We start from the raw sequence: 26833 nt of genomic DNA, 5'->3' as shown, positions 1-26833 counted from the left end.
TAAACGAAGCGGCTGTCAAAAAAAGGATTGACAGCCGCTTTGTTTTTATATTACAATGGAATATTACCATGTTTGCGCTCGGGGCGGCATACTTTTTTGCCCTCCAACATACTGAAGGCTTTCAAAAGTTTGCGCCGCGTGTCCTCAGGCAAAATAACTTCATCTATAAAACCACGTTGTGCTGCTGTGTATGGATTGGCAAACAATTCTGCATATTCGGCTTCTTTTTCTAGCAATTTGGCTTCGTGATCCTCGGCTTCGCTGATTTCTTTTTTGAAGATGATTTCAGAAGCTCCTTTGGCCCCCATTACAGCAATTTCAGCTGTAGGCCATGCAAAATTCATATCGGCACCAATATGTTTAGAATTCATCACATCATAGGCCCCACCGTAGGCTTTGCGGGTTATCACCGTAACTCTAGGCACTGTTGCTTCGCTAAAGGCATACAATAACTTGGCTCCATGCACAATAATTCCGTTCCATTCTTGATCGGTACCGGGTAAGAAGCCTGGTACATCTTCTAGTACCAATAAAGGAATGTTAAAACTGTCGCAAAAACGAACGAATCTTGCAGCTTTGATGGAACTTTTCACATCCAAGCATCCGGCTAAAAACATTGGATTGTTGGCTACTATTCCGATACTTCTCCCTCCTAAACGTGCAAATCCAACAATGATATTTTCGGCAAAGTCTTTATGGATTTCATAGAACGAATTGGCATCAATTACCCCTTTGATAACCTCGTGCATATCATAAGGTTTATTGGTACTATCGGGTATAATTGACGTTAATTGTGGCCTTTTTTCATCACCCAAAGTATAGGGTAATTTTGGTGTTAGTTCTTGATTATTTTGTGGTAAATAACTCAATAAAGCTTTGATACTTTCTAACAATGCCACACCATGGGGAGCGGTAACGTGAGCAACCCCCGATTTGGTGGCATGGGTCAGAGCACCACCTAAAGCTTCCGAAGTTACCTCTTCATTGGTTACGGTTTTCACCACGTTGGGTCCCGTTACAAACATATAGCTATTGCCTTCCACCATCATGGTAAAATCAGTCATAGCAGGCGAGTAAACTGCCCCTCCAGCACAAGGTCCCAAGATGGCAGAAATTTGAGGAATTACTCCTGAGGATTGTACGTTGCGATAAAAAATATCAGCATACCCTCCTAAAGAGCGCACCCCCTCTTGAATTCGAGCTCCACCAGAATCGTTGAGTCCAATCATAGGCGCCCCTACTTTAAGGGCCATATCCATGACTTTACAAATTTTTTCGGCATGAGTCTCAGAAAGTGACCCTCCGAAAACGGTAAAATCTTGAGCAAAAACATACACCAATCGCCCATTGATAGTACCATAGCCAGTAACTACCCCATCCCCATAAATAATTTCTTTGTCCATCCCAAAATCTGTGGTGCGATGGGTGACTAGCATTCCAATTTCTTCAAAAGAGCCATCATCAAGCAAATACAAGATTCGTTCTCTAGCTGTTAATTTTTTACTAGCATGGTGTTTTTTAATACGTGCTACGCCACCACCCAATTGGGCTTGAGCTATTTTCTCGTTTAATATTTCAATTTTAGATTCCATACTCCTAGTTTAGACATTATTTTTTATCCAAATTCAATTCTGTACTCTACCCTTACTCATTGGGCACCCTCAAAACTTTTTGATCCTCGAGATAACATTTCAAAGCTAATTTTGCCGCAATTTCTGCCTCTTTTAAAGCTTTTGCTTTAATTTGTTCTGGGTTGTAATATTTTTTAACAAAATTGGTGTCAAAATCTCCCGAGCGAAAGGCTTCATGTTCCATCACAAAAGCACCAAAAGGCAGCGTAGTTTCAAGCCCAACTACTTTATATTGCGCAATAGCGTCTTGCATACGTTGAATCGCTTCTTCTCGAGATTGCCCATAGGTAATCAACTTAGCCAACATTGGATCATAGTAAATTGGCACTTCCAAACCTTCTTCATAACCATTATCAACTCTAATCCCTTCTCCTTTAGGATACTGATAAACTTCCAATTTGCCCACACTGGGTAAAAACCCATTCAAACAATCTTCGGCATAGACACGCAATTCGATAGCATGGCCATGAATGCTCAAATCCTTTTGTTCTAAAGGCAAGACTTCTCCTCTAGCCACTCGAATTTGCAATTCGACCAAATCGACACCGGTAATAATTTCCGACACAGGGTGTTCCACTTGCAGACGGGTATTCATTTCTAAGAAATAAAAATTCAATTGTTCGTCAACTAAAAATTCTACCGTTCCCGCCCCCAAATAGTCGCAAGATTTAGCTACTAAAACAGCCGCTTCCCCCATTTTTATTCTCATTTCAGGAGAGACCACTGCCGAAGGAGCCTCCTCTACCACTTTTTGATGGCGTCTTTGGATACTACATTCTCTTTCAAAAAAATACAAAACATTTCCATGACTGTCGGCCATCACTTGAATTTCTATATGACGAGAAGAGGCTACATATTTTTCGATAAAAACCGAACCGTCTCCAAATGCCGCTAAAGCTTCGCTTATGGCTCTATTCATTTGAGACTCAAAATCAGCTTCTTTTTCAACTATTCGCATTCCTTTTCCTCCTCCACCAGCCGAAGCTTTAATTAAAATAGGAAATCCAATAGATTGCGCTGTCCTTTTGGCTTCATCAATATCTGTGATGGCGTGGTCTACACCCGGCACCATGGGAATATTGTACTTTAAAACGGCATCTTTTGCTGCCAATTTACTACCCATTATTCGGATAGCTTCGGATTTGGGGCCAATAAAAATGAGGTTGTTTTTTTCGACTTCCTCTGCAAATTCTGCATTTTCGCTCAAGAAACCATAGCCCGGATGAATGGCATCCACCTGCAAAGCCTTAGCTACTTCGATTATCTTATTCCCTAACAAATACGATTGATTGGAGGGCGCCTCACCGATACAAACCGCTTCATCGGCAAAAGCAACGTGAGGAGCGTTACGATCTACTTTTGAATACACCGCAACCGTTTTGATACCCATTTTTCGAGCGGTTTTCATTACTCTAATGGCAATTTCTCCTCGATTAGCTACTAATATTTTTTTCATATGATTACTTTTTTAGAAGAAAGAAAATAGAATAGAGAACAAAGACAAAAAGGAAGAAGCCTTGAGAATATTATTAAAGAAAAACATTCAAATCAAAAATATATTTTCTTTGCTCTTTAATCTTGATTCTATTTTCTATGCTCTATATTCTTTATTCTTTATTCAAGTTCGACCAATAATTGTCCTTTATCTACCGCATCGCCTACAGCTACAGCGATGGCTTTAACCACCCCATCTCTAGGCGATTGAAAACTATTTTCCATTTTCATAGCCCCTAGAATGAGTAAATTATCGTTTTCTTTTACGGTTTGTCCTACTTCCACATTGATTTCTAAAATCAATCCGGGCATAGGTGCTTTCACCTCGTTCACTTTGTGATTCGACAGCATATCGAAACCTAATTCTTTTATAAGTTGATCCAAATCATTTGCTATAGTAACAGCATACAATCTATTGTTCACTATCACTTCATAGGTTTTTTTTTGAAAATTCGACGCTTGAATTTTTGCGTCATAGCAAAGGTGCTCGCTAATAATTTGAAATTGATGGGGAGCAACCGAGACGACATCTAAAGAATTTGCAGCAACGGTATCATACTCAAAATGAAAAGTATCATTTACTTTTAGTTTATAACCTATACTCATGTCTTAAAGATTTAATTAGTAGTAAATATACCAATGAAATCGATTGCGAAACATGATAAAAGTTAGTTTTTTTAAAAAAAAGTTAATTTTTCATAAAACACAACCTTTTGATTACCAATAAGCCAAACTAATCATTACTATCTTAAAGTAGACAGTACCTTTACGAAAAAATTTCATGCCTATTAGATTGAAAAATCACTATTATTTCAAAAGATATTAATATTTAATCATTATAAAACCAATAAGCCAAACTCTCTCAAAGTATTCACAGGTTTTGAATACCAAAAAAGTTCAAAATCGGATAAATGGTCTTCAAAATCAGCTTTAATTTCTTGAAAAGAATACACTTTGGATTGTGAAACTGAAATTTTATCTAAAATAGCAAGCAACCATTCGCCCTCCGCTTTATTGGTTTGAACAGCAAAACTTTCTTTTTTATCGTGAAAGGTCAATTTAGCGAGTTCCCAAGAATTACCTTTTTTGGCTTTTGTGAAATATTCTACAGTCGGTTTTCCTCCCAACCAAACTACTTTCGCAGTTGGTTTGGTGGTAAAATTTTCTTCTTCTTGAAGCGCATTAAAAATAAAATCAGGGTGAATTTTGGTTTTTGGAATCTTAAAGTCAAACCATTCTTGCAGCTCAAAGTCGAAACAAATACCATGCATAAAATTGAACAAGGATTTCTTCAATCCGAAACTAAATTTTTCGTGGTCAATACCTGTCTTGTCTGTATAATTAATATCATTGATGGCAAAAATCCCCTTCTCTGAACCTTGTAGTGGAAGGAGTTCTGGTGTAACACCAAATTTTTCAGGATACAATCCCACTGGGCTGTGAGCGGTCATGGCAAACTGATGCCAAAATCCAGATTGCAATACTCCCGCTTCAAACAATTGACGCACCATTTCGAGACTGTCTATCGTTTCTTGAACCGTTTGAGTGGGGTAACCGTACATCAAATACGCATGTACCATAATTCCAGACTCGGTAAAATTGCGAGTCACTTTGGCCACTTGTTCCACAGTTACTCCTTTATCAATTAATTGTAATAACCGATCAGAAGCTACTTCCAATCCACCTGAAACCGCTATACAACCAGAAGCCTTGAGCAATCGACACAAATCGGCCGAAAAACTTTTCTCAAAACGTATGTTGGTCCACCAAGTAACCGATAGTTTTCGGCGTAAAATTTCGAGCGCTAAAGCTCGCATTAAAGCGGGCGGTGCCGCTTCGTCAACAAAATGAAAGCCATTCTGACCCGTTTGTCTCATCATCTCTTCCATTCGGTCGCACAACAAATTGGCAGCTATGGGTTCGTAGATTTTGATGTAATCCAAAGAAATGTCACAAAAAGTACATTTGCCCCAATAACAACCATGCGCCATCGTCAACTTGTTCCAACGCCCATCGCTCCACATCCGATGCATCGGATTCACCACTTCAATTACTGAAATGTATTGATCCAACAACAAATCCGAATAATCTGGAGTCCCCACTTGCGATTGTTTGTAATCTGGTCTAGTGGAATTGTTTTTATAAACGACTTTTCCCTCTTCTAAGATAAAGGTACGCTTAAAAACTCCCCCTTCGGGGGTTGGGGGGCTTATTAGTAGTTCTATTGGTAATTCTCCGTCGTCTAAAGTAATAAAATCGAAAAACTCAAACACTCGAGCGTCCGAAAGCGAACGCAATTCGGTATTGGGAAAGCCACCTCCCATAGCAATTTTGATATTCGGATAGTGCTTTTTCACCCATTGCGCCGAACGAAAAGCGCTGTACAAATTCCCAGGAAAAGGCACAGAAATTAGCAATAATTCAGGTTGAATTCTGGCTGTTTTTTCTTCCAGAATAGACAACAAAATTCCATCTATATAGGTAGGTTCTTTTTGCAAAGCTTCGTACAACTCGTCGAATGAATTAGCACTTCTACCCAAACGCTCGGCATAGCGACTAAACCCAAAATTTTCATCGACACATTCCACTATAAAATCCGAAATGTCTTCAAGGTACAAAGTTGCCAAATGTTTGGCTTTATCCTGAGTTCCCATCGTACCAAAAGCCCAATCCAATTCCTCCAATTTCGCAAAACGAGACGCTTCGGGCAAATAGTCTTCTTGACAAATTTGCAAAGCCAAGGTGGGATTTTTGCCTTGCAAAAAAGCAATTACAGGATCTATGGTTTTGAGGTATTCGTCTTGTAGAGCAATTATACGTTGACTGTTTATGGTTTGTGGTTTGCGGTTTGTGGTTGCTTGACCAAAAACTCCTTGTAATCCTTCTTTCGAAAACAATTTTAAAATCACCTCAATGCCCAAGTCCGCTTGTTCTGAAGGCACTTCAAGGGTATTCAAAAAACCTTTGATATACGCTGTCGCTGGATATGGGGTATTCAGTTGCGTAAACGGTGGAGTGATGAGAAAGAGTTTTGGTTTCAAGACGGTATTGTTTTGATGCAAAAGTAACGCATTTTTAAAAAGAATAAGAATCCTTCATTATACAACTTCTTGCTATAAAGAATAAATTAGTATTTTTAAATTTCAGAATTAACGATTTTATGTAATGCAAACCAATACAAAAATTACTAGTTCAAATTTTTTCTATCGAAAAACCTATTTAATCAAAAGAATATTTTAAAATCATTCACAAAAAAAAATGCAATATCTAATTGAAATAAAGCAAATTATAGCACAAGCTCGTCAAAAAGCGTATGCAGCTATTAATACGGCTATGATAGAAGCCTATTGGAATATTGGTAGACAAATCGTTACCGAAGAACAAAATGGAAAAGACCGAGCTACTTATGGTAAAGAGATCATAAAAAATATTTCAAAAGAATTAACAGCAGAATTTGGTAAAGGTTTTTCAGAAAGAAACATTAGAAATTTCAGACAGTTCTATATTACATTCCCAAATATTGAGATTTGGCAGACACTGTCTGCCAAATTGAGTTGGTCCCATTTTCAATTAGTTCTAAAAATATCTAACCCAAAAGCACAAGAGTATTATCTTACTGAAGCAGCCGAAAACATGTGGTCGGTAAGAACTTTGGATAGAAATATCGCTACCATGTATTATCAACGTTTAGTCTCTTCTCAAATTAAAGAAGATGTAATCAATGAAATGCATTTAAAAACAAAAGACCTTCAACACCATCCTTTCGAATTTATTAAGAATCCAACAGTGTTAGAGTTTTTAAATTTACCGACGCAACTCAGCTATACAGAACAAACTTTTGAAAAAAACTTAATTGATAACCTTCAAAAGTTTATCCTTGAGTTGGGAAAAGGATTCGCATTTGTAGAAAGACAACAACTCATTCGTACAGAAACTACCGATTTTTATATTGATTTAGTGTTTTATAACTATATTTTGAAGTGTTTTGTAATTATTGATCTTAAAACTGATAAAATCACACACCAAGATGTAGGACAACTCGATATGTATGTGCGAATGTATGACGACCTCAAAAAACAAGAAACAGATAATCCAACTATTTGGAATATTACTATGTACGGAAACAGATAAAACGATAGCCAAATATTCTGTCTTAAGCGAAAACGAACAACTTTTTGCTTCAAAATATTTACCTTATTTGCCAACAGAAGCGGAACTTATTGCCGAAATTGAGCGCGAAAAACACTTCATTATGGAGCAATTGTCCAAAGAATAAATCCTAAAACTGATGACTTTTTCTAGAAATCATAAAAAGTGAACCTAAACTCAACAAAGCAGCCCCCGTCAAATAATACCCCACATACGAAATGTCATAATCCCTAGCCAACCAAATGGCAATCATAGGAGCAAAAGCAGCACCAAATATTCCTGCTAAATTAAAGGTCAAGGAAGCTCCTGAATAGCGGACTTGTGTAGGAAACAACTCAGACAAAAAGGTACCTAAAGGACCATAGGTAAATCCCATCAAGGCCATTCCAATACAAACAAAAACAGTGACTAGTACAGCACTTCCTGAACTAAGAAAAAATGGGAAGAAAAAACCAAAAACAGCTATGGCAATAGTAGCCCAAACCAGCATTTTTCTGCGCCCAATGGCATCGGCAACCACTGCCGAAACAGGAATAAACAGCGCAAAAAAGAGCACGGAGAACAACTGAATCAACAGAGCCTCTCTTTTGGTAAAACCTAAATCAGAGGTCGCCCAACTTAAAGTAAATACCGTCATTAAATAAAAAACCAAAAAAGTAGTCACTGCTGCCAAGGTTCCAAAAATCAATTGATTCTTGTAAGAGGAAAGCAAGGTAAGAAACGGGATTTTTACTTCTTCTTCTACTTTTTTAGCCTGCTCAAATGAAGGTGTTTCAGAAATTTTAGTTCGAATATAGAAACCAACCACGACCAAAAGTGAACTGGCTATAAAGGGAATTCGCCAACCATAATTCATGAAATCTTCGTTGGACATACTATCCGTTAAAAGCAAAAAAGTCCCTCCCGAAAGCAACAAACCTATCGGAGCACCTAACTGTGGGAACATACCATACCAAGCTCTTTTATGGGGTGGCGCATTTTCGATGGCTAGTAAAACAGCTCCGCCCCATTCTCCTCCAAGACCAACGCCTTGTCCAAAACGACACAACATCAATAACAAAGGTGCGGCAATACCTATACTCGCATAACCTGGCAGAAATCCAATGGCAACAGTGGAAATCCCCATAGTAAGTAATGCGGCTACCAAGGTGAATTTACGACCTATCTTATCTCCAAAATGTCCAAAAAAAGCCGACCCCAAGGGACGGGATAAAAAAGCAATAGAAAACGTAGCTAGTGATTGCAACGTAGCCATAGTAGCATCGGTACTCGGGAAAAAAAGTTGTGGAAAAACCAATACTGCGGCATTGGCATAAATATAAAAATCAAAAAACTCGATGGTCGTTCCTATCAAACTACCAAAAAGTACGTGTTGTATAGAATTTTTTCCTTTCGAAGGAGTATTTAGGTTCATTTGTTGTGGTTTTAGTTATTGGTTTAGAATTACAATAATAAGTTAAAATGCTTTGCTATTCAAAAAGAGACCCCATTTAATTCCGCTTTTTTTGGTAATTTAGCCCTAAATCTATTTTAATTATGCCATCCGACTGTATCAGCTTTCAAAATTCTGGGTATTTTTCCTCACTAATCAATGATTATTTAGACCAAAAACCAAACGTACAACCTTTGTATCATCGATTCCCAACTTTTGAAAATTTTGGTCCTCAAATAAAGGAAAAGAAAGCCAACTTCGAAGACAAGAAAAGAACTGTTTTATTGGCTACTCTTGAAGCCCAATATACCAAAATCAAGGCTTCAACGGCAACGTTAAACAACATCAAACTTTTAAATCATTCCAATACCTATACCATTACAACAGGTCATCAACTTAATTTATTCAGCGGACCATTGTATTTTCTATATAAAATCATTTCGACCATCAATCTGACCAAGGAATTACAACAAAAATATCCTGAACAAAATTTTGTTCCCGTCTATTGGATGGCTACCGAAGACCATGATTTTGAAGAAATCAATTACTTTACTTTCAAAGGGAAAAAATTCTGTTGGAACAGAGAAAGTACTGGACCAGTAGGGCGTTTAACTACAGAAGGTCTCGAAGATTTTTTAGCGATTTTTGCTCAAGAATTAGGACATAGTACCAATGCTGAAAAGCTAAAAAAGTTATTTCATGAAGCCTATTTGAAACATACTAATCTAGCAGATGCGACTAGATATTTGGCCAATGCTTTATTTGGTCACTACGGATTAGTCATTTTGGATGCTGATGACGCGAATTTAAAAAGAGAATTTATTCCTTTTATTGAGGAAGAGTTGAAACATCAAACGGCTTTTTCAAAGGTGAATGAAACCATCCAACAATTTGGAAATTATACCGTTCAAGTCACCCCCCGTGAAATCAATTTGTTTTATATAGAAGACAACTTAAGAGAGCGTATTGTTTTTGAAAACGGATTGTACAAAATAAACAATACTAAACGCCATTTTTCAGAACAAGAACTACTCGCCGAATTGGAACTTCATCCCGAAAAATTCAGTCCCAATGTAGTGATGCGTCCTTTATATCAAGAAGTTATTCTGCCTAATCTAGCCTATATTGGCGGTGGCGGAGAAATAGCTTATTGGCTAGAATTGAAATCCTTTTTTGAAACGGTAAAGGTGACTTTTCCTATACTTATTGTGCGTAACTCCGTAGTTTTAACTACTGAAAAACAGCTAAAAAAAGCCGATGCCTTAGCCTTGACTTGGAGCGATTTATTCCAAAAACAAAACAGTTTAATCAACAACAAAACCAAACAGTTATCGGAATTTGCCATTGATTTAAGCGATTTGAAACAACAATTACAACAACAGTTCCAAACCCTACACGAACTGACTTCCAAAACCGACCGCTCTTTTGCAGGTGCCGTAAAAGCGCAGGAAGTAAAACAAACCAAAGGACTAGATAACTTAGAAAAACGACTGCTAAAAGCACAAAAACGAAAATTAGCCGATAGTTTAAGTAGAATCACTGCACTTCAAAATGAATTGTTCCCCAACCAAAGTTTGCAAGAGCGTCAAGCCAATTTTTCGGAATTTTATCTAGAAAATGGCGAGCAACTGATCAAAGTGTTGCTTGACAAAATTAAACCATTAGCTACCGATTTTACCCTAATCACACTTTAAGCGTACAGCAAGATATACTTCAACATTCAATCGTAATAGTTAATTTGATAATTAAATAAAATGTTTGGGTTCACGCAACTATAAATTGACAAAAAAGTATATTTTTGCACCAAATTTAAAAAAACCAAGTAATGACTACGAATAGAACTTTTACAATGATTAAACCTGATGCGGTTGAAAACGGACACATCGGTAACATTTTAGCAATGATAACCAATGCAGGTTTTAAAATTGTTTCTTTGAAATTAACTCAATTAACAGTAGCTGATGCTCAAGCATTTTACGCTGTACACGCTGAAAGACCATTCTTTGGAGAATTAGTAGAATTCATGACTCGCGGTCCTATTGTTGCTGCTATTTTAGAAAAAGAAAACGCTGTGGAAGACTTTAGAACTTTAATTGGAGCTACTAATCCAGCTGAAGCAGCTGAAGGAACTATCCGTAAAGCGTATGCAACTTCTATCGGAGAAAATGCCGTTCACGGATCTGACAGCAACGAAAATGCAGCTATCGAAAGTGCTTTCCACTTTGCAGGAAGAGAGCAATTCTAATTAATAATCAGTTAGCAGTTTTTAGTAGGCAGTACAATGTACTAAAAATAGTTATCTCATAAAAAAATCCCATTTTGTCAAAAAACAAAATGGGATTTTTTATAACCTGAAAATTATAATTCAATAAACGGTATTTAATAACTTCAGAAAACGGAACACTAAAATACTGAACCCTGACCACTTTTACACTATCTCAAGACCACATCTTTAACCACATCACGGCGTAATTCCTCATTAATCATGGCGATTATTTTGGATTTCCCATGACTCAATTCTTCTCGCAAAACTGAAGAACTTAACTCTACATACAAAGTACTTCCTTTCAAAACTACGTTTCTGGTGTAATGATTTACCCCATTACCCATCAAATTATTCCATGCTTCTCTCACATCAATTTGATTTAAACCCGATTGTAATTTATTTTCTTGTATGATGAATTGCAATACTTCACCCACAGAATTCTGGTCATTTAGTCGCTTTTTCATTGGCTAATACATTGATAGCTTGTGCTTTTTTATAATGATACTCTTTGTCCTGGTTATTTTTAAGAATAAGCTCTTGTTCATTTAAAGTAACAATTTCTTCGGTCCATTGATCATAAGCTGTGACAAAATGGATATAATAACGACCTTCTTTTTCATTAATGGTAAATTTCTCGCTAATGTTATTGGTTTGGAAAGTACCGTCCAATTGTGGCTTAACTTTTTTCCGAAAACCTTGTTGACCACTGATTTCAAAATAGTCATAATTCTCGTTAGCAGTGTATTCCTTGTCTGGGCCGGATGCAAAAACAACACGTTCAATTTCCCAATACCCTTTGAGCAAAGGTAACGCTTCTGGTGTCACTTTAGATTGACACCCAAAGAAAAAAACACCTAACAAGGCGGTTAAAAAAAGGTTTTTCATTTATAATAAATTTGAATAAAGATTTTTTTGTAGGTCTTGCCAATTCTTAGAAGTGCCCTCTTTCTTATGAAAACAATCCAATCAACAATAACGCTCTTCAACGAAAAGGCGGCAAGCTCACGTCTACAAAGTAAGAGCAAAACAGCGTAGAAAACAAAAAAACCAAGCGTTAAACTATTTTTTTTTATTTTAGTCGTATGGTAAAAAAACAAATCCTATGCAATACTTCCGTTTTCCTTTAAGTGTAATGATCATACCATTTTTCTTTTGGAGTTGTAGTACTGATACACCCGCCAAATCTACATCACCCATCATAAACACTATGTATTTTCCCCCTTTAAGTGGCAATAGTTGGGAAACCCAATCTTTTAATTCTTTGGGTTGGAATGAAAAAGCCGTGACACCACTTTTGGATTTTTTAAAAATTCAAAACACCAAAGGCTTTATGATATTAGTTAATGGCCGTATCGTTATGGAAAACTATTTTAACGGACATGATGCTGATGCGCTATGGTATTGGGCTAGTGCAGGAAAAACGTTAACCACAGCCATTACCGGAATTGCCCAACAAGAAAAACTTCTAAATATTGATACTAAAGTTTCACAATACCTCGGAAACGGATGGACGAGTGCCCCATTAGTTAAAGAACATTTAATCACTTGCAAACATCTATTAACTATGACTTCAGGACTAGACGACAGTTCTGATGACGTTTCGCCAGCCGCGTTACAATACAAAGCGGATGCAGGTACGCGATGGGCTTATCATAATGTTTTTGTAAAACTACAAGATGTAGTAGCTCAAGCTAGCGGCCAAACCTTTAACAACTACTTTAATAACCGTTTACGAGATAAAATCGGAATGGATGGCAACTGGTTTACCACAGGATTTAATAGAGTTTACAGCAGTACTACCCGCAGTATGGCACGATTTGGTTTATTAATGCTTAACAAAGGGAAGTGGGAGAACTCCACGATTGTCAATGAAAATTTCATCGCCGAAGCCACCACTACATCACAAAACATTAACCTAGCTTATGGCTATCTTTGGTGGTTGAACGGAAAAACGAGTTACCACCTACCACAAACACAATCAGAATTTCAAGGAAGTATGATACCCAATGCCCCGACAGATCTTATCATGGCCTTAGGAAAAAATGATCAAAAAATATACCTAATCCCTAGCAAAAAAATGGTCATTATTCGAATGGGAGACGCTCCCGATACAAATAACCCTGCCATTGCGTTTTCTGGATTTGATCAGGCGCTTTGGCAAAAAATACTTCCTTTATTCTCTTAGAAATGTTAGTTTTTAAACTTTTTATAGACCCCAAAAATCAAGAATACTACTCCTAAAATTAACAAGATTAAATAAACAGTAGTAGTAGTTTCACGTACCATATTGGCAGTTACTAAACTCACAAGACTTAAAAAGTAAAGAGTGATTGAAGATATATTTTTCATAGTGTATATTTATTTATTCAATCTATATTTTAAAACCAATCCAATATCACTTACTGAAGATTGAAATGACATAGCATTCACCAAATCTGTAGAGCTGGTATATCGCAATTCAATTCCAAATTTATTTTTGAACATGTATCCAAGTCCGGCATTAAATGAAGAAACACTTTTCCAATAATTATAACTATTATCATTACCCACTACTAATTCACTTCCTAAATCAAAATTGAAACCCACTCCAAGATTAATAAATAATTTTGAACTCGAATTAATGAATAAATAATGACGAAAATCTAGGGGTAATTGCAATGCTTGATAAGCCACCCTGTATTCTAAAGGCCCATAAATACCTTGATTAGTGTTCTCAGCACTAAACCATTGATAAGTAGGCTGAAAAAACAAAGACCATTTATTATTATTTATAGGTAATAATAATTCAATTTCGGCTCCAAATCGATAATAAATAGTCGAATCAAATTTGTTCTTTAACCATTGGTTACCAACTCCATTTTGCCCTTGTTTTGTTTCAAAAGTCACCGGACTAGCCGCCAATACACCATACAAATTCCATTTGACTGCTTTCTTCTTGGAATAAACATAATTAATCTGATTGTAAGCTCTACAATTATTATAAGAAGTAAAAAAATCAATCAAATCTTTCTTACTATACTTTAATCTATTCGCAACTAATAACTTACCATCAATACACGATAAATTCTGATGTAATTGTTGACGAAATTCGTAATTGTACGTTGGAGAATTCCTATCCCCATTCTTATAATATTCTTTAAAGACAAGTTGTTGCAATGGAAGATTGGCAGAATTTACTTTATAAAAATATCGTTGCATTTTTGTATTCGAATAATAATACAAAGAAGCATCACTCTCTAATAGTACTTTTAATAAAACCTTGGATTTTTGCCAATTAGGATTTCTTTTGTTATCTAAATTAGCTAAATCAGATAGGGACTGATCGATCAATCCTTCAAATTTAACATATTTACAAATTCCTTCTATCGCAAATTCTTGAATGTTATCTATAGTAATTTCCTTGGTTTCGGCTAAACTATCTTTTTTAAAAGTTATTGAACTTGGATTATACATCCAATCCAAATTATAAACAAACCCTTCTTGTTTTATGTTATTTTCATCTATATAATAGCCTTTTTGAAAACTATTTTGCGCTCTACATGAATAGGAAAATAATATAATAACAAAAACAAAAATGGAAAACGAAAACCTATTTGTTTGTGTAACAATAGGATAAAGAAAAAGATTCATATTTGAAAAATTAACAATAATTAATAAGACAAATATGAAAAAAATATGTGTTACTTAAACAATTATTTAAAGAAAGAATCTACAAATTCGTACTTATTGAACACTTGAAGATCTTCGATTCCCTCACCTACTCCAATGTATTTGACAGGAATTTGGAATTGATCAGAAATACCAATTACAACACCACCTTTGGCTGTTCCGTCTAATTTAGTAACAGCAAGAGAAGTTACTTCAGTAGCAGCCGTAAATTGTTTGGCTTGTTCAAAAGCATTTTGCCCCGTAGATCCATCTAACACCAACAATACATCGTTTGGCGCCTCGGCTACTACTTTTTGCATCACTCGTTTCACCTTTGACAATTCATTCATCAAATTGATTTTATTATGCAAACGTCCTGCAGTGTCAATGATAACAACATCGGCATTTTGAGCTACTGCGGATTGTAAGGTATCAAATGCTACCGAAGCTGGATCGCTACCCATCTCCTGACGCACAATAGGCACTCCAACGCGATCTGCCCAAATTTGCAATTGATCTATAGCCGCTGCACGAAAGGTATCGGCAGCTCCTAAAACAACTTTATAACCCGACTTTTTAAACTGATAGGCCAATTTTCCAATGGTAGTAGTTTTTCCAACTCCATTTACCCCAACCACCATCAAAACATAGGGCTTCTTTGCAAGTGGCACCACAAACTCAGTCCCTTCGCCATTATGGGTTTCAGAAAGCAATCCTGCAATTTCCTCTTGCAAAATACGGTTCAACTCGTCTACCCCTAAGTATTTATCTGTTGCCACCCTTTTTTCAATGCGTTCAATAATTTTCAAGGTAGTATTTACCCCTACATCAGAGGCCACCAAAATCTCCTCCAAATTATCCAAAACATCATCATCAACTTTGGATTTACCCGCAACAGCTTTAGTTAATTTTGTAAAGAAATTCACTTTAGATTTTTCAAGACCTTTATCTAAAGTTTCTTTTTTTTCAGAAGAAAATATACGTTTAAAAAAACTCATATTTTAAATTTTAGAATTATTAAATACAGAAAAAAAACCACCTTCTAAGAAGAGGTAAATTTAAAAAATAAAAAAGCTACTTCCGAATGAAAGTAGCTTTTCTATAAACTTGTATGTAAATTATTTCTTTTTCAAGAATTCATCCACTGCTTCAGGAGCCATAATCGATTCAACGAAAATATATGCACCCGTTTTAGGAGATTTTACCATTTTAATGGCTTTAGTTAATCTCTTTGAAGCGGTTTGTAACGATGCTACGGTTTTCTTTGCCATGATTCAAATGTTATTTAGAATTTTAATACCTTCTCTTAAAACTAAGGGATTGTTAAAAATTCGAATGATTATTTAATTTCTTTATGAACAGTTACACGCTTCAAGATTGGATTAAACTTTTTAATCTCTAATCTGTCTGGAGTATTCTTTTTGTTTTTTGTTGTGATGTATCTTGAAGTCCCTGCAACACCTGAAGTTTTGTGCTCAGTACATTCTAAAATTACCTGGATTCTATTACCTTTCTTTGCCATCTTGCTATATATTTATTTTGGAAAAAGATTATTTTATAAATCCTTCAGATTGCGCTTTTCTTAAAACAGCTGCAATTCCATTTTTATTAATTGTTTTTATTGTAGATGCGGCTACTCTTAAAGTAATCCATCTGTCTTCTTCTGGAAGATAAAAACGCTTTTTAACTAAGTTAACAGAAAACTTTCTCTTAGTTTTATTCATAGCGTGAGAAACGTTATTTCCTACCATCGCTCTTTTACCTGTAAGGTCACAAACTCTTGACATTATGCTTATCTTTTATCGTTATTCAAAATCAGGGTGCAAAGAAAAGAAAAATAAACGGATGAAACAAAAAATTATTCTACAAATTTCAAAATTTCTTTTTGTAACATTTCCAAACTCTTAGACACCGCTCTATCTATTACTTTTTCTCGGGGTTGTCCAAAATTATACTTCTCTACTTTCACCTCATTCGGAGTGGCTATTGCGATAAATACCGTTCCAACCTCTGCTAAAGCCTCTCCTTTTGACGGTCCAGCATTGCCTGTTGTAGCAATGGCAAAGTCTGAGTTCGTAATTTTTTGACAATTTACAGCCATCTCTTTAGCAACTTGAGCACTCACAACGCTATGTTTAGTAATCGTTTCTTGAGAAACCTCCAAAAGAGCCACCTTTAATTGTGTAGCATAAGCTACAATTCCACCCTTAAAATACGTCGAGGCTCCGGGCACCGATGTAAGCACCTGAGCAATTTTACCACCTGTACAACTTTCTGCTGTAGCTAAGGTTTTATTTCCTCTGGTCAACAGGCGACCAATTACCACTTCTATGGTTTCGTCTTCCTCTAAACCTACTATTATATCTCCAATTATAAATTGCAAAGCTTTCAACTGCTTGCTCAATTCCATTTCCAACACCTCCTTGTTTGTCCCTTTTGCCGATAAACGCAATCTCACTCTACCTGGAGAGGGCAAATAAGCCAACTTTACAAAATCAGGCAAAGCTGTTTCCCAACTTTCAATTCGCTCTGCCACCACACTTTCGCCTTGTCCATACGTCATTATCGTTTTATGAATAATATATGGACGCTCAAACTCTTTTACAATTTTAGGCAACAATTGATGTGTTACAATATGCTTCATTTCATAAGGCACACCTGGTAACGACACAAAAACCGTTTGTTCTTTTTGCATCCACATACCGGGCGCTGTTCCTACTTCATTTGGTAAAATGGTGCATCGAGAAGGCACAAGCGCTTGATCTTTGTTCATTTGAGACGCCTGACGTTGCAATGCTTTTTCAATTAAAGCCACCACATGAGCTTCCACTGAGGCATCTCGCACCAAAAAATCTTCAAAATACGTACAAAAGGAAGTTTTAGTAATATCATCTTTGGTTGGCCCCAACCCACCTGTTATCACCACTAAAGCAACTTTGTTTTGCAAAGCAGCAAATGTATGGAGAATAGCTTGCTCGTTATCTCTTATGGACAACATCTCAACCACTTCTATCCCTACCCTGTCTAATATCTTGGCTATGTAACCAGAATTAGTATCTACAATTTGACCGATAAGAATCTCATCTCCAATGGTCACAATAGCTGCTTTCATATTTTAGATTGGGAAAAATTAAATTCAGGATTATATCAAATTACAAATCAAAATCTTTTTTGATTTCCTTTACCGCCTCTTTTACGCGTTTTTTGATACTCTTAAATGTTTCTATGATATCCTTCTTTTTACCTTCGGCTTTGGTCCAAGCCTCAACTTGCAAGATTTCCTCAAAAGCAATATTTAACCCAATCAAATCTAGTGTTGGTTTAATTTTATGAGCATAGGAATAAGCTAATTGATGATTTTTTGTTTCAATCCCTTCTTTGATTTTTTTCAAATCTTCAGGTACTTCCTCAACAAACAAAAGCACAATTTGTTTCACAAATTCTGGATCATTATCGGAAAGCGCATAAACTTTCGAGAGGTTATATTTTAAAGCCATTATTTTACCTGTATTCTAAATAGTTGTTGTCCTTCTAAAAAGCCTTCTAAAACGTCATTGGGTTTCACACAAGCCACACCAGCCGGGGTTCCTGTAAACAGAATGTCACCTATTTTTAGAGTAAAAAACTGAGACACATAAGCAATGAGCTCGTCTATTTTCCACAACATATGACTGGAACAGCCTTTTTGTACCGTTTGCCCATTATTCATCAACTCAAATGTAAGATTTTCTAACGAATTAAACTGCGATTTATCCAAAAATTCTCCAATCACTGCCGACCCATCAAAAGCTTTGGCCTTTTCCCAAGGCAACCCTTTTTGCTTTAATTGATCTTGTAAATCTCTCGCTGTAAAATCGAGTCCCACACTGATTTCCTCATAATATTTATGAGCAAATTTAGGCTCAATGTATTTGCCTACTTTATTAATTTTCACAATTAACTCCAACTCATGATGTATTTCCTCGGAGAATTCTGGAATTACAAATGGATGTTGTTTCAACAAAATTGCCGAGTCTGGTTTTAAAAAAACCACTGGCTCTGCCGGACGCTCGTTTTGCAACTCTTCTATATGGTTGGCATAATTTCTGCCAATACAGATTATTTTCATTTTCTTAAGTTTCTAAGGCACTAAGAATCTCAATTTCTAAGACACTTAGCATCTTAGAAACTCAGAACCTAGAGACTTTACTTTGTATTTAATTTTCTCAATTTAATTGCTGTCAATACTTTTTTAGTGTACAGCGGAAAATCGGCATTTTGAATCCAACTAAAATACCCAGGTTCTTTTTCCAACACCTCATCTACCAAACTGCCCTTGTGTTTTCCGAAAGTAAAAATTTCTTGGTCGTCTTCATTCAAAGCTATAAAACCTGCAAAATCTACTGATTTTTTTCGGGTGGTAAACTCAGACAATGCCTTCATATCGTTTTTCAAATCAGGATATCGATCGAGTTGTGCTTTTAAAATTTCATAGGTAGCCAAAGTATCCGCCTCGGCAGAATGGGCATTTTCTAGAGAATTTCCGGTATAAAACTTCAACGCTGCTGACAAGGTCCGCTCTTCCATCTTGTGAAAAATAGTTTGAACATCCACCGAAACTCGGTTTTTCATTTCAAAATCTACACCTGCCCGCAACAACTCCTCTGCCAACAAAGGAATATCAAATCGATCGGAATTGAATCCTGCCAAGTCCGCATCTTTAATCATGGAATGTACTTGTGAAGCTAACTCTTTAAAAGTCGGTTCTTTCGCGACCTTTTCATTAGTTATCCCATGTATTGCAGTAGCTGATGTTGGTATAGGCACAGTAGGATTAACCAACCACGTTTTACTTTCTTTATTTCCATTTGGGAACACTTTAACAATAGCAATTTCAACAATACGATCTTTACTTATGTCAGTACCCGTTGTTTCCAAATCAAAGAAGCAAATAGGGCGATTGAGTTTTAATTCCATTTTATTTTTTTAAGTGCACAAATATAAACCGTTGTTTATAAATAGAAAAACCTTTTTGCGATAAGCTTAACAAATAAAATGATTTTCAACAAATTGCAAAACAAATAAGACTCCCCAAAGCATCCAATATTCAACTATATTTAAAATGAATATTAAAGAATTTTGTTAAAAACAAAAGAATTTTTCAAAAAAAAACCGACAAGAATCTTGCTTGTCGGTTTCATGTTTATTTGTAATAATGAGAATTAAAAATCCCTATTCACATTAAAAGCTTCTAAGTATTCAGCTACGCGTTTTACAAAACTTCCCCCTAAAGCACCATCTACCACTCGGTGGTCATAGGAATGAGAAAGGAACATTTTTTGACGGATTCCAATAAAATCACCTTCAGGAGTTTCAATAACTGCCGGTACTTTTCTAATAGCTCCCAATGCCAATATACCCACTTGAGGCTGGTTGATAATTGGCGTTCCAAAAACCGACCCGAAAGTTCCTACATTGGTTACAGTATAGGTTCCTCCTTGGGTGTCATCTGGTTTTAATTTACCGGCTTTGGCACGATTTCCTAAATCATTAACTGCTTTGGCCATACCTACTAAATTTAACTGATCGGCATTTTTAATTACAGGTACAATCAAATTACCATTAGGCAAAGCCGCTGCCATTCCTAAGTTGATGTTTTTCTTTTTGATAATATACTCACCATCTACCGAAATATTCATACCTGGAAAATCTTTCAACGCTTTGGCTACCGCTTCCATGAAGATTGGAGTAAATGTCAACTTCTCTCCTTCTCTTTTTTCGAAAGCAGTTTTTACACGATCTCTCCATTTTACAATATTGGTCACATCCACTTCAATAAACGACTGTACGTGAGCAGAAGTTTGCACCGATGCTACCATATAGCCTGATATAAGCTTGCGCATGCGATCCATTTCTACAATCTCATCTCCACCATTAACAGAAACAGGTGCAGCTTTAGTTGTTGTAGGAGTAGGCTCGGGAGCTACCGTATCTACCATCAACGATGGCGTTACTGTTGCTTGAGGTTGATTTCCTCTATTTTTTATATAATCTAAGATGTCGGATTTGGTAATTCTTCCTTCTTTTCCTGTTCCAACAATAGTTTGCAATTCTGCTGCAGAAACACCTTCTTCTTTGGCAATATTTTTTACCAAGGGCGATAAAAATTTATCCGATGGCATATCAACTGGAGCCAAAACAGTTTCTTTCACCATACTTATCGACTCCTCTATCGCTGCTACAGCTTCTGGAGTAGATTGGGCGGTTTCATTAATAATTCCACCTTCCCCTTCGGTTTCAATGATAGCAATGGTTTGCCCCACTTGAACCAAATCATTTACTTGAAATAATTGTTCCAAAAGTACTCCCGAAACTTCACTAGGCACTTCACTATCTACCTTATCAGTGGCAATTTCGAGTACAGCTTCATCTGCCTCTATTTTGTCTCCTACTTGTTTCAACCAATTGGTAATTGTTGCTTCTGCAACGCTTTCTCCCATTTTAGGAAGTTTTAATTCAAATCTTGCCATATTAATAACCTAAAAGGTGTTTTTTGATTTTTGATTGCGAATTTAATAATTAAATCCTACCAATATTAACATTTACTTCGATTTTTTTCAATTTATTTTCACTACCTCTCCCCGTTCATTATTGGAATTGCTTCCAATCAAAAACGTCGCTTTTTGGGACACAATCTTCAAGGTACAACCGCCATTTTTAACTTTTTCATAAACGGCGATGATTTCTTTGAAGGAAAGGCTTGAACTATCTAAAATAATTTCGGTCCCTGCTTTGATAGAAAAACGTGACGAATGTACCAATTTTTGATTGGAAATGAGCTCAAAAAAAACATTTTTTCCTAGTTGATTCCCCAATTTTTTTGCTAGCCATTCCTGCTTAGACCACAGTTGATAGTATAGAGGAGGCGTTCTTTTGACTGACACCCCTTGCCAAGTTTTGAATACCGAAAAAAACACTGTACCTAAAGACATCATTAATTCTAACAAATACATCCTTTTGAAATGCTTTCGATAGAAAAAAATCATAGCCTCTTGAAAACGTTTTCTATACGTTTCATCCTTGCTAGTACTTTCTCCTTTAAAATGAATGACGGTAGTTTCAGAAAAATACCAATTATTTTTACCGTTTTGCAACACACGATATGACAAATCTATATCATCGGCATACATAAAACACGCTTCATCAAAACCTCCCATTTGCTGATATAATTGACGAGTCATCAACATAAAAGCACCAACTAGTATTTCCACTTTTCCAGTTTGATTTGGCTGTAGATGTGTAGCATAATAACGATTCAACATCTTCACTCTTGGCAACAAGCGATAGCTCCCTATTATTTTAGTAAAAGCCACCCAAGGTGTAGGAATCCCTCTTTTACTTTCAGGCAAAAAATTTCCTGTACCATCGATCAATTTGACCCCAACAATTCCTAAATTTTCTTGCTGAGCTGCAAAATTCAAGACTTTCACAAAAGTATCTTCGGCCACTACGGTGTCTGGATTTATTATACAAACATATTCCCCACTTGCCGCTTCTACTCCAATATTATTCCCTTTGGGAAAACCAAGATTTTCATGATTTTGAATCCACCGAACATCAGGAAATCGTTCACGGATCATGGCAGCACTACCATCATTCGAAGCATTATCCACCACAATAATTTCAGACTCAATGGATGCCAAAGCAAGTTGAACACTTTCTAAACAAAGCTCCAAAAAATAGCGAACATTATAATTGAGGATAATAACTGATAATTGCATAATGCAAATATATACAGATATGTGAATTACAAAAAACAAAGTATATTACATCCCATCAACACTTCGTTTTTTTTATTATATTTAGTATTAAAAATTCTCATGAAAGTCTTTCTTTTAGCACTACTAAGCTTTTATACTTCGTTTGGGCAAATCATAAATCACTCTTCAAATGCTTCTCCATTAACGGAATCATTTACCTTATCTAAAAAAAAGACAAAACACCATCCTTACAACATTAAAAAAACAGCTTCATATCCCTTATCCGATTCTATTCCGGAAACATCAGGTTTGTTATTTCTGGACAACCTATTGTATACCCACAACGACGATCATGACACCACGCTTTACGGTATTGATACCCTAGGTAAAATCCAAAAAAAAATTCCCCTTCAAGGCATCACTAATATCGATTGGGAAGAAATAACACAAGACAGCACCTATTTTTATATTGGTGACTTTGGTAATAATGCCAGAGGCAATAGAACGGATTTGAAAATCTTGAAAATCACTAAAAAATCCTTATTGGACAATCGCCCTCAAATAGACACCATCCAATTTAGCTATGCCGACCAAACAAATTACAAAATTCAACCCCCAAACACTACCGATTATGATTGTGAGGCATTTATAGCTACAAAAGACCACCTCTACCTATTCACTAAACAATGGAAATCAACCCAATGTAGCCTTTATGCAATACCAAACCAATCCGGAAAACAAACAGCATCACTGCTTGCAACCTACAACAGCAAGGGCCTGATAACCGGCGCCTGTTTTTTACCCTCTAAAAACACCTTAGTCCTTTGTGGGTATTCTAGAACCTTGCGCCCTTTTATTTTACACTTTAGCGAATTTGTCTCCCCAAATTTTTTCGCGGGTGCTGTCCAAAAAATAGACTTGCACTTGCCCTTCCATCAAATAGAAAGTATTACTTCCATGGATGGCACTACTTTTTTTCTTTCCAACGAAGCGCTAGTTAAAAAACCTTTTTTGAATATTCCGCAACAATTACATCGGATAAAAATGGAACCGAAAAAATAAGCTTTGGCATTTTATTCTACCAAAGTCTCCATTTACTTAAATCTTCTCACAAGGCACAACAACTCCTTTTTTCATAAAAAACATCTACTCCCTTCTGGATAATTACCTAAAATTTGGGTTAAAAATATCCCAATTCTCAAGACAGAAATGGTCGTTAAAAATATATCTCATATTTTTACCGAAAAATTAATCATCTGTGAATTATTTATCAGTCGAGAATATCTCTAAATCTTTTGGAGAACGCACCTTATTTAAAAACATATCCTTTGGCATCAACAAAGACCAAAAAATTGCCTTTATTGCTAAAAATGGCTCAGGAAAAACCTGCATTATGAAAATTCTTAATGGGGAGGACGAACCCGATACAGGGCAAGTAGTGGTGAGAAAGGACATCAAAATGGCTTTTCTTTCGCAAGATCATAATTTACAAGAAGAGTTAACTATCGAGGAAAGTATTTTTGCTTCGGATAATGAAATCCTAAAAGTTATTGAACGCTACGAAAAAGCGTTGGAAAATCCTGAAGATGAAGAAGCCTATCAAAAAGCATTTGACCAAATGGATCAATACAATGCTTGGGATTTTGAAACGCAGTTTAAGCAAATTTTGTTCAAACTGAAGCTTGAAGACTTCAAACTGAAGGTTAAAAATTTGTCTGGTGGACAGAAAAAAAGACTTTCTCTGGCTATCATTTTGATCAATCGTCCCGACTTATTGATTCTAGACGAACCTACCAATCACTTGGATTTGGAGATGATTGAATGGCTGGAAAGTTATTTTGCCAAAGAAAATATAACGCTGTTTATGGTGACTCACGACCGTTTCTTTTTGGAACGCGTGTGCAACGAAATCATCGAATTGGACAACGGAAAACTATACCAATACAAAGGCAATTACTCTTATTATTTAGAAAAAAAAGAAGAACGAATTGCTTCGGAAAATGCCAGCATAGATAAAGCCCAAAACCTTTTTGTTAAAGAATTGGAATGGATGCGACGCCAACCCAAAGCACGTACAACCAAATCAAAATCTCGTATTGATGATTTTTACCTCATCAAAGAGAAAGCTCAAAGCCGACGCAAAGAAAACCAAGTCGAATTAGAGATCAACATGGAACGCATGGGCAGCAAAATCATAGAGTTGCACAAAATCTCTAAACGATTTAAAGATCGCATCATCCTAGACAATTTCAGTTACGATTTCCAACGAGGAGAGCGCATCGGTATAATTGGTAAAAATGGGACCGGAAAATCTACCTTTTTAAATGTATTAACAGGTGTCCTTCCTCCTGATCAAGGCAAAGTGGTTGTGGGCGAAACCATCAAAATAGGATATTATACCCAATCCGGAATCAACCCTAAACCCAACCAAAGAGTTATTGACATTATCAAAGAATTTGGAGAATACATCCCTTTAACCAAAGGCAGAATTATCTCGGCATCTCAATTATTGGAACGCTTCCTTTTTGACGCTAAAAAACAATATGACTATGTTGAAAAATTAAGTGGTGGCGAACTCAAACGCTTGTATTTGTGCACCGTTTTAATTCAAAACCCCAACTTTTTGATCCTGGATGAACCTACCAATGACCTTGACATTGTGACCCTCAATGTACTCGAAAACTTCTTGCTGGACTATCCCGGTTGTTTGATTGTAGTTTCGCATGATCGCTATTTTATGGACAAAATCGTAGACCTTCTTCTCGTTTTTAGAGGACAAGGGGTTATTGAAAACTTTCCAGGAAACTATTCTGATTTCAGAGCTTATGAAGACAGCGCTGAAGTAGTAGCAAAAGACACACCAAAAACAGAAAAAAAAGAGTGGAAACAACAAAACCCTAAAGGCAATTTGACTTTTAACGAACAAAAGGAATTTCAAAAAATAGAGAAAGAAATCAAAGAATTAGAAACTCAAAAAACTACCATAGAACAACTTTTCGCTGAAGGACAAGTAACCGACATTGAAAGCAAAGCAAAAGAATTAGAAGGTATAATTCAACAAATTGAAACAAAAGAAATGCGTTGGTTTGAACTGCTTGAAAAATTAGAAGGCTAGCTTGATGGCTTCATTAAATTCCATAAATAATTTCACATCCATAAAAACACTTTAAAAATACCACATTTATATAAACCTTAAAATCGATTCAAAAATGAAAAAAATTGTATCCGCCTTATTATTACTACCACTTTTATTTTCTTGTTCTCTAGACCAAGATCCACCAAAAGATTTTACTGCTAGTAACGAAAAAGAAATAATTGATTATTTAGAAAAAAACCAACTCACCGCAACCCGAACCGAATCAGGCTTGTACTATACAATAGAAAAACAAGGCGAAGGATTACGTCCAGATCCTACCTCAAAAGTTACTGCAGTCTACAAAGGTTATTTCACTAATAAAGTAGTTTTTGACCAAAGCAAAGAAGAAGGTGCTACATTTCCGTTAAGTGGCGTAATTAAGGGATGGACCGAAGGCCTACAATACTTCCAAGAAGGAGGCAGCGGAAAACTATTTATTCCTGCACACTTAGGATATGGAAGTTATAATTACGGTCCAATTCCTGCTGGATCTGTATTGATTTTCGATATCAAACTATTAAAAGTAGAATAATTCCACCTAAATGGCAATGGCTAAAAACGCAACGCCTTTATTCAAAACGAAGCGTAAGCCTGGCACATAAAGAAAGTGAAGTTTTTTTTGAGATATTGTCTAACAATTTCTGATTAAAGAGCTTCACTTTCTTAGTTATTCCCTCTGGGTAACGAAGTAAATTTTCCTAAATTTACAGCGCTAATTTACTTTTATTCTAATGAGAAGAACCTACTTTTTTTTACTTCTACTCCCTTTTTTTCTACACGCACAATCTAGTCCTTCAACAACCTTATCGATATCAACTACGAATACATGGAATATTGGGGTCGAATTGGATGCCTTACCCTATTTGACTGGCGGGTATTTTGGAGCCCTTTGGTTAGGCAAAAACCAATGGCGCGGCAGGGCTTTAATCGCCGATGTAAACTTACCCGATTTTGTGAGCCAAGAGGGATTTAAAAACCATCATATTCAAGCTTATGCCTTACTTGCGGACTACTTTTTTCAAAAACCTTGGAAAGGATGGTGGATAGGCGCAGGTCCAGTGTATTGGAGCAGTACCATCCAAAGCAACAACAGCAACGCAACACAATCTTTTGAAAATATCTTGTTCAATGGTAGTTTGGGCTACCATATTCCAATTCACAAAAACATTTACCTCTCCCCTTGGGCAGGCATGAGTGCTAAGTTGGCCGGAAATGACCGTTTTGTTTTAGACCAAAAAAACTATCACTTACCATTTTTAAATCCAGAAATCTCGCTAAAAATTGGAATCTTTTTATAACAAATCTATTACTAAACAGAAGCCATCGTTCTTAAAATAA

The 26833-nt window shown here is 36.2% G+C and carries 26 protein-coding genes; 8 read left to right on the top strand and 18 right to left on the bottom strand.

What is annotated here, in order from left to right; translation table 11 throughout:
- Positions 1–50 precede the first annotated feature (50 nt).
- From ACZIX2_RS06495 to ACZIX2_RS06480, 4 genes are all read right to left on the bottom strand, one after another.
- Positions 51–1592, bottom strand: a complete 1542-nt coding sequence (locus ACZIX2_RS06495) for an acyl-CoA carboxylase subunit beta (protein ID WP_463339279.1) — start codon at positions 1590–1592, stop codon at positions 51–53.
- A 52-nt stretch (positions 1593–1644) separates the two neighbouring features.
- Entirely contained in the window at positions 1645–3087 is a 1443-nt protein-coding gene (locus tag ACZIX2_RS06490) for an acetyl-CoA carboxylase biotin carboxylase subunit (protein WP_463339278.1), read from the bottom strand.
- 158 nt (positions 3088–3245) lie between these two features.
- On the bottom strand, positions 3246–3731 hold the full coding sequence (locus ACZIX2_RS06485) for an acyl-CoA carboxylase biotin carboxyl carrier protein subunit (RefSeq protein ID WP_463339277.1): 486 nt from the start codon (positions 3729–3731) through the stop codon (positions 3246–3248).
- A 230-nt stretch (positions 3732–3961) separates the two neighbouring features.
- Entirely contained in the window at positions 3962–6166 is a 2205-nt protein-coding gene (locus ACZIX2_RS06480; RefSeq protein WP_463339276.1) for a B12-binding domain-containing radical SAM protein, read from the bottom strand.
- A gap of 217 nt (positions 6167–6383) precedes the next feature.
- Here ACZIX2_RS06480 and ACZIX2_RS06475 point away from each other — a divergent pair, with 217 nt between their 5' ends.
- A complete protein-coding gene (locus tag ACZIX2_RS06475) occupies positions 6384–7256 on the top strand; it encodes a PDDEXK nuclease domain-containing protein (protein WP_463339275.1) in 873 nt (290 codons plus the stop codon).
- 148 nt (positions 7257–7404) lie between these two features.
- Here ACZIX2_RS06475 and ACZIX2_RS06470 read toward each other — a convergent pair whose 3' ends face one another.
- The gene (locus ACZIX2_RS06470; RefSeq protein ID WP_463339274.1) at positions 7405–8688 is read right to left on the bottom strand and encodes an MFS transporter; all 1284 of its coding nucleotides are present in this window, start codon (positions 8686–8688) and stop codon (positions 7405–7407) included.
- A 122-nt stretch (positions 8689–8810) separates the two neighbouring features.
- Here ACZIX2_RS06470 and bshC point away from each other — a divergent pair, with 122 nt between their 5' ends.
- Together bshC and ACZIX2_RS06460 are read left to right on the top strand one after the other, a co-directional pair.
- Positions 8811–10400, top strand: a complete 1590-nt coding sequence (gene bshC / locus ACZIX2_RS06465) for a bacillithiol biosynthesis cysteine-adding enzyme BshC (protein WP_463339273.1) — start codon at positions 8811–8813, stop codon at positions 10398–10400.
- 131 nt (positions 10401–10531) lie between these two features.
- Entirely contained in the window at positions 10532–10951 is a 420-nt protein-coding gene (locus ACZIX2_RS06460) for a nucleoside-diphosphate kinase (protein ID WP_463339272.1), read from the top strand.
- A 188-nt stretch (positions 10952–11139) separates the two neighbouring features.
- Here ACZIX2_RS06460 and ACZIX2_RS06455 read toward each other — a convergent pair whose 3' ends face one another.
- Together ACZIX2_RS06455 and ACZIX2_RS06450 are read right to left on the bottom strand one after the other, a co-directional pair.
- Positions 11140–11436: a DciA family protein gene (locus ACZIX2_RS06455; RefSeq protein WP_463339271.1), complete on the bottom strand. Its 297-nt coding sequence runs from the start codon at positions 11434–11436 to the stop codon at positions 11140–11142.
- Positions 11417–11857, bottom strand: coding sequence for a lipocalin family protein (locus tag ACZIX2_RS06450; protein WP_463339270.1), 441 nt, complete (start codon positions 11855–11857; stop codon positions 11417–11419). Before ACZIX2_RS06450 ends, ACZIX2_RS06455 begins: the two co-directional genes overlap by 20 nt.
- A gap of 217 nt (positions 11858–12074) precedes the next feature.
- On the opposite strand from ACZIX2_RS06450, the gene ACZIX2_RS06445 reads away from it, so the two are divergent.
- A complete protein-coding gene (locus ACZIX2_RS06445; protein WP_463339269.1) occupies positions 12075–13157 on the top strand; it encodes a serine hydrolase domain-containing protein in 1083 nt (360 codons plus the stop codon).
- Between the two features lie 173 nt (positions 13158–13330).
- Here ACZIX2_RS06445 and ACZIX2_RS06440 read toward each other — a convergent pair whose 3' ends face one another.
- The 11 genes from ACZIX2_RS06440 to ACZIX2_RS06390 all read right to left on the bottom strand — a co-directional run bounded on the left by ACZIX2_RS06440 (position 13331) and on the right by ACZIX2_RS06390 (position 22380).
- Entirely contained in the window at positions 13331–14602 is a 1272-nt protein-coding gene (locus ACZIX2_RS06440; protein ID WP_463339268.1) for a porin family protein, read from the bottom strand.
- 62 nt (positions 14603–14664) lie between these two features.
- Entirely contained in the window at positions 14665–15618 is a 954-nt protein-coding gene (gene ftsY, locus ACZIX2_RS06435) for a signal recognition particle-docking protein FtsY (RefSeq protein ID WP_463339267.1), read from the bottom strand.
- A 120-nt stretch (positions 15619–15738) separates the two neighbouring features.
- A complete protein-coding gene (locus ACZIX2_RS06430) occupies positions 15739–15891 on the bottom strand; it encodes a DUF4295 domain-containing protein (RefSeq protein WP_463339266.1) in 153 nt (50 codons plus the stop codon).
- Between the two features lie 68 nt (positions 15892–15959).
- Positions 15960–16142 carry a 50S ribosomal protein L33 gene (rpmG, locus tag ACZIX2_RS06425; protein WP_017495179.1) on the bottom strand — a complete coding sequence of 61 codons (183 nt, stop codon included), beginning with the start codon at positions 16140–16142 and terminating at the stop codon, positions 15960–15962.
- 28 nt (positions 16143–16170) lie between these two features.
- On the bottom strand, positions 16171–16407 hold the full coding sequence (rpmB, locus tag ACZIX2_RS06420) for a 50S ribosomal protein L28 (protein WP_463339265.1): 237 nt from the start codon (positions 16405–16407) through the stop codon (positions 16171–16173).
- A gap of 71 nt (positions 16408–16478) precedes the next feature.
- Positions 16479–17732 carry a CinA family nicotinamide mononucleotide deamidase-related protein gene (locus tag ACZIX2_RS06415; protein WP_463339264.1) on the bottom strand — a complete coding sequence of 418 codons (1254 nt, stop codon included), beginning with the start codon at positions 17730–17732 and terminating at the stop codon, positions 16479–16481.
- A 40-nt stretch (positions 17733–17772) separates the two neighbouring features.
- The gene (locus ACZIX2_RS06410) at positions 17773–18117 is read right to left on the bottom strand and encodes an Hpt domain-containing protein (RefSeq protein ID WP_463339263.1); all 345 of its coding nucleotides are present in this window, start codon (positions 18115–18117) and stop codon (positions 17773–17775) included.
- Positions 18117–18728 (bottom strand): fumarylacetoacetate hydrolase family protein, encoded by a 612-nt coding sequence (locus ACZIX2_RS06405; RefSeq protein ID WP_463339262.1) that lies wholly within the window; start codon positions 18726–18728, stop codon positions 18117–18119. The genes ACZIX2_RS06410 and ACZIX2_RS06405 overlap by 1 nt, the downstream gene beginning before the upstream one ends.
- Positions 18729–18805: 77 nt before the next feature.
- The gene (locus ACZIX2_RS06400) at positions 18806–19576 is read right to left on the bottom strand and encodes an exonuclease domain-containing protein (protein WP_463339261.1); all 771 of its coding nucleotides are present in this window, start codon (positions 19574–19576) and stop codon (positions 18806–18808) included.
- A 245-nt stretch (positions 19577–19821) separates the two neighbouring features.
- The gene (locus ACZIX2_RS06395) at positions 19822–21129 is read right to left on the bottom strand and encodes a dihydrolipoamide acetyltransferase family protein (RefSeq protein ID WP_463339260.1); all 1308 of its coding nucleotides are present in this window, start codon (positions 21127–21129) and stop codon (positions 19822–19824) included.
- Positions 21130–21216: 87 nt separating this feature from the next.
- A complete protein-coding gene (locus ACZIX2_RS06390) occupies positions 21217–22380 on the bottom strand; it encodes a glycosyltransferase family 2 protein (protein ID WP_463339259.1) in 1164 nt (387 codons plus the stop codon).
- 99 nt (positions 22381–22479) lie between these two features.
- Between ACZIX2_RS06390 and ACZIX2_RS06385 the strand changes: the two genes are divergently transcribed.
- From ACZIX2_RS06385 to ACZIX2_RS06370, 4 genes are all read left to right on the top strand, one after another.
- Positions 22480–23421 (top strand): T9SS C-terminal target domain-containing protein, encoded by a 942-nt coding sequence (locus ACZIX2_RS06385; protein ID WP_463339258.1) that lies wholly within the window; start codon positions 22480–22482, stop codon positions 23419–23421.
- Between the two features lie 196 nt (positions 23422–23617).
- A complete protein-coding gene (locus tag ACZIX2_RS06380) occupies positions 23618–25474 on the top strand; it encodes an ABC-F family ATP-binding cassette domain-containing protein (RefSeq protein WP_463339257.1) in 1857 nt (618 codons plus the stop codon).
- A 94-nt stretch (positions 25475–25568) separates the two neighbouring features.
- A complete protein-coding gene (locus ACZIX2_RS06375) occupies positions 25569–26027 on the top strand; it encodes an FKBP-type peptidyl-prolyl cis-trans isomerase (RefSeq protein ID WP_463339256.1) in 459 nt (152 codons plus the stop codon).
- A 199-nt stretch (positions 26028–26226) separates the two neighbouring features.
- Entirely contained in the window at positions 26227–26793 is a 567-nt protein-coding gene (locus ACZIX2_RS06370; protein WP_463339255.1) for a hypothetical protein, read from the top strand.
- The last annotated feature ends 40 nt before the right edge of the window (positions 26794–26833 follow it).

The organism is Flavobacterium riviphilum (assembly GCF_055231795.1).
Note: the sequence above shows the minus strand (reverse complement) of the source record. Positions and strands in the feature narration are given on the sequence as shown.

Coding starts and splice junctions, on each gene's coding strand:
- ACZIX2_RS06495 (WP_463339279.1), bottom strand. CDS start 1,592: ATGGAATCTAAAATTGAAATATTAAACGAGAAAATAGCTCAAGCCCAA.
- ACZIX2_RS06490 (WP_463339278.1), bottom strand. CDS start 3,087: ATGAAAAAAATATTAGTAGCTAATCGAGGAGAAATTGCCATTAGAGTA.
- ACZIX2_RS06485 (WP_463339277.1), bottom strand. CDS start 3,731: ATGAGTATAGGTTATAAACTAAAAGTAAATGATACTTTTCATTTTGAG.
- ACZIX2_RS06475 (WP_463339275.1), top strand. CDS start 6,384: ATGCAATATCTAATTGAAATAAAGCAAATTATAGCACAAGCTCGTCAA.
- ACZIX2_RS06470 (WP_463339274.1), bottom strand. CDS start 8,688: ATGAACCTAAATACTCCTTCGAAAGGAAAAAATTCTATACAACACGTA.
- bshC (WP_463339273.1), top strand. CDS start 8,811: ATGCCATCCGACTGTATCAGCTTTCAAAATTCTGGGTATTTTTCCTCA.
- ACZIX2_RS06460 (WP_463339272.1), top strand. CDS start 10,532: ATGACTACGAATAGAACTTTTACAATGATTAAACCTGATGCGGTTGAA.
- ACZIX2_RS06455 (WP_463339271.1), bottom strand. CDS start 11,436: ATGAAAAAGCGACTAAATGACCAGAATTCTGTGGGTGAAGTATTGCAA.
- ACZIX2_RS06450 (WP_463339270.1), bottom strand. CDS start 11,857: ATGAAAAACCTTTTTTTAACCGCCTTGTTAGGTGTTTTTTTCTTTGGG.
- ACZIX2_RS06445 (WP_463339269.1), top strand. CDS start 12,075: ATGCAATACTTCCGTTTTCCTTTAAGTGTAATGATCATACCATTTTTC.
- ACZIX2_RS06440 (WP_463339268.1), bottom strand. CDS start 14,602: ATGAATCTTTTTCTTTATCCTATTGTTACACAAACAAATAGGTTTTCG.
- ftsY (WP_463339267.1), bottom strand. CDS start 15,618: ATGAGTTTTTTTAAACGTATATTTTCTTCTGAAAAAAAAGAAACTTTA.
- ACZIX2_RS06430 (WP_463339266.1), bottom strand. CDS start 15,891: ATGGCAAAGAAAACCGTAGCATCGTTACAAACCGCTTCAAAGAGATTA.
- rpmG (WP_017495179.1), bottom strand. CDS start 16,142: ATGGCAAAGAAAGGTAATAGAATCCAGGTAATTTTAGAATGTACTGAG.
- rpmB (WP_463339265.1), bottom strand. CDS start 16,407: ATGTCAAGAGTTTGTGACCTTACAGGTAAAAGAGCGATGGTAGGAAAT.
- ACZIX2_RS06415 (WP_463339264.1), bottom strand. CDS start 17,732: ATGAAAGCAGCTATTGTGACCATTGGAGATGAGATTCTTATCGGTCAA.
- ACZIX2_RS06410 (WP_463339263.1), bottom strand. CDS start 18,117: ATGGCTTTAAAATATAACCTCTCGAAAGTTTATGCGCTTTCCGATAAT.
- ACZIX2_RS06405 (WP_463339262.1), bottom strand. CDS start 18,728: ATGAAAATAATCTGTATTGGCAGAAATTATGCCAACCATATAGAAGAG.
- ACZIX2_RS06400 (WP_463339261.1), bottom strand. CDS start 19,576: ATGGAATTAAAACTCAATCGCCCTATTTGCTTCTTTGATTTGGAAACA.
- ACZIX2_RS06395 (WP_463339260.1), bottom strand. CDS start 21,129: ATGGCAAGATTTGAATTAAAACTTCCTAAAATGGGAGAAAGCGTTGCA.
- ACZIX2_RS06390 (WP_463339259.1), bottom strand. CDS start 22,380: ATGCAATTATCAGTTATTATCCTCAATTATAATGTTCGCTATTTTTTG.
- ACZIX2_RS06385 (WP_463339258.1), top strand. CDS start 22,480: ATGAAAGTCTTTCTTTTAGCACTACTAAGCTTTTATACTTCGTTTGGG.
- ACZIX2_RS06375 (WP_463339256.1), top strand. CDS start 25,569: ATGAAAAAAATTGTATCCGCCTTATTATTACTACCACTTTTATTTTCT.
- ACZIX2_RS06370 (WP_463339255.1), top strand. CDS start 26,227: ATGAGAAGAACCTACTTTTTTTTACTTCTACTCCCTTTTTTTCTACAC.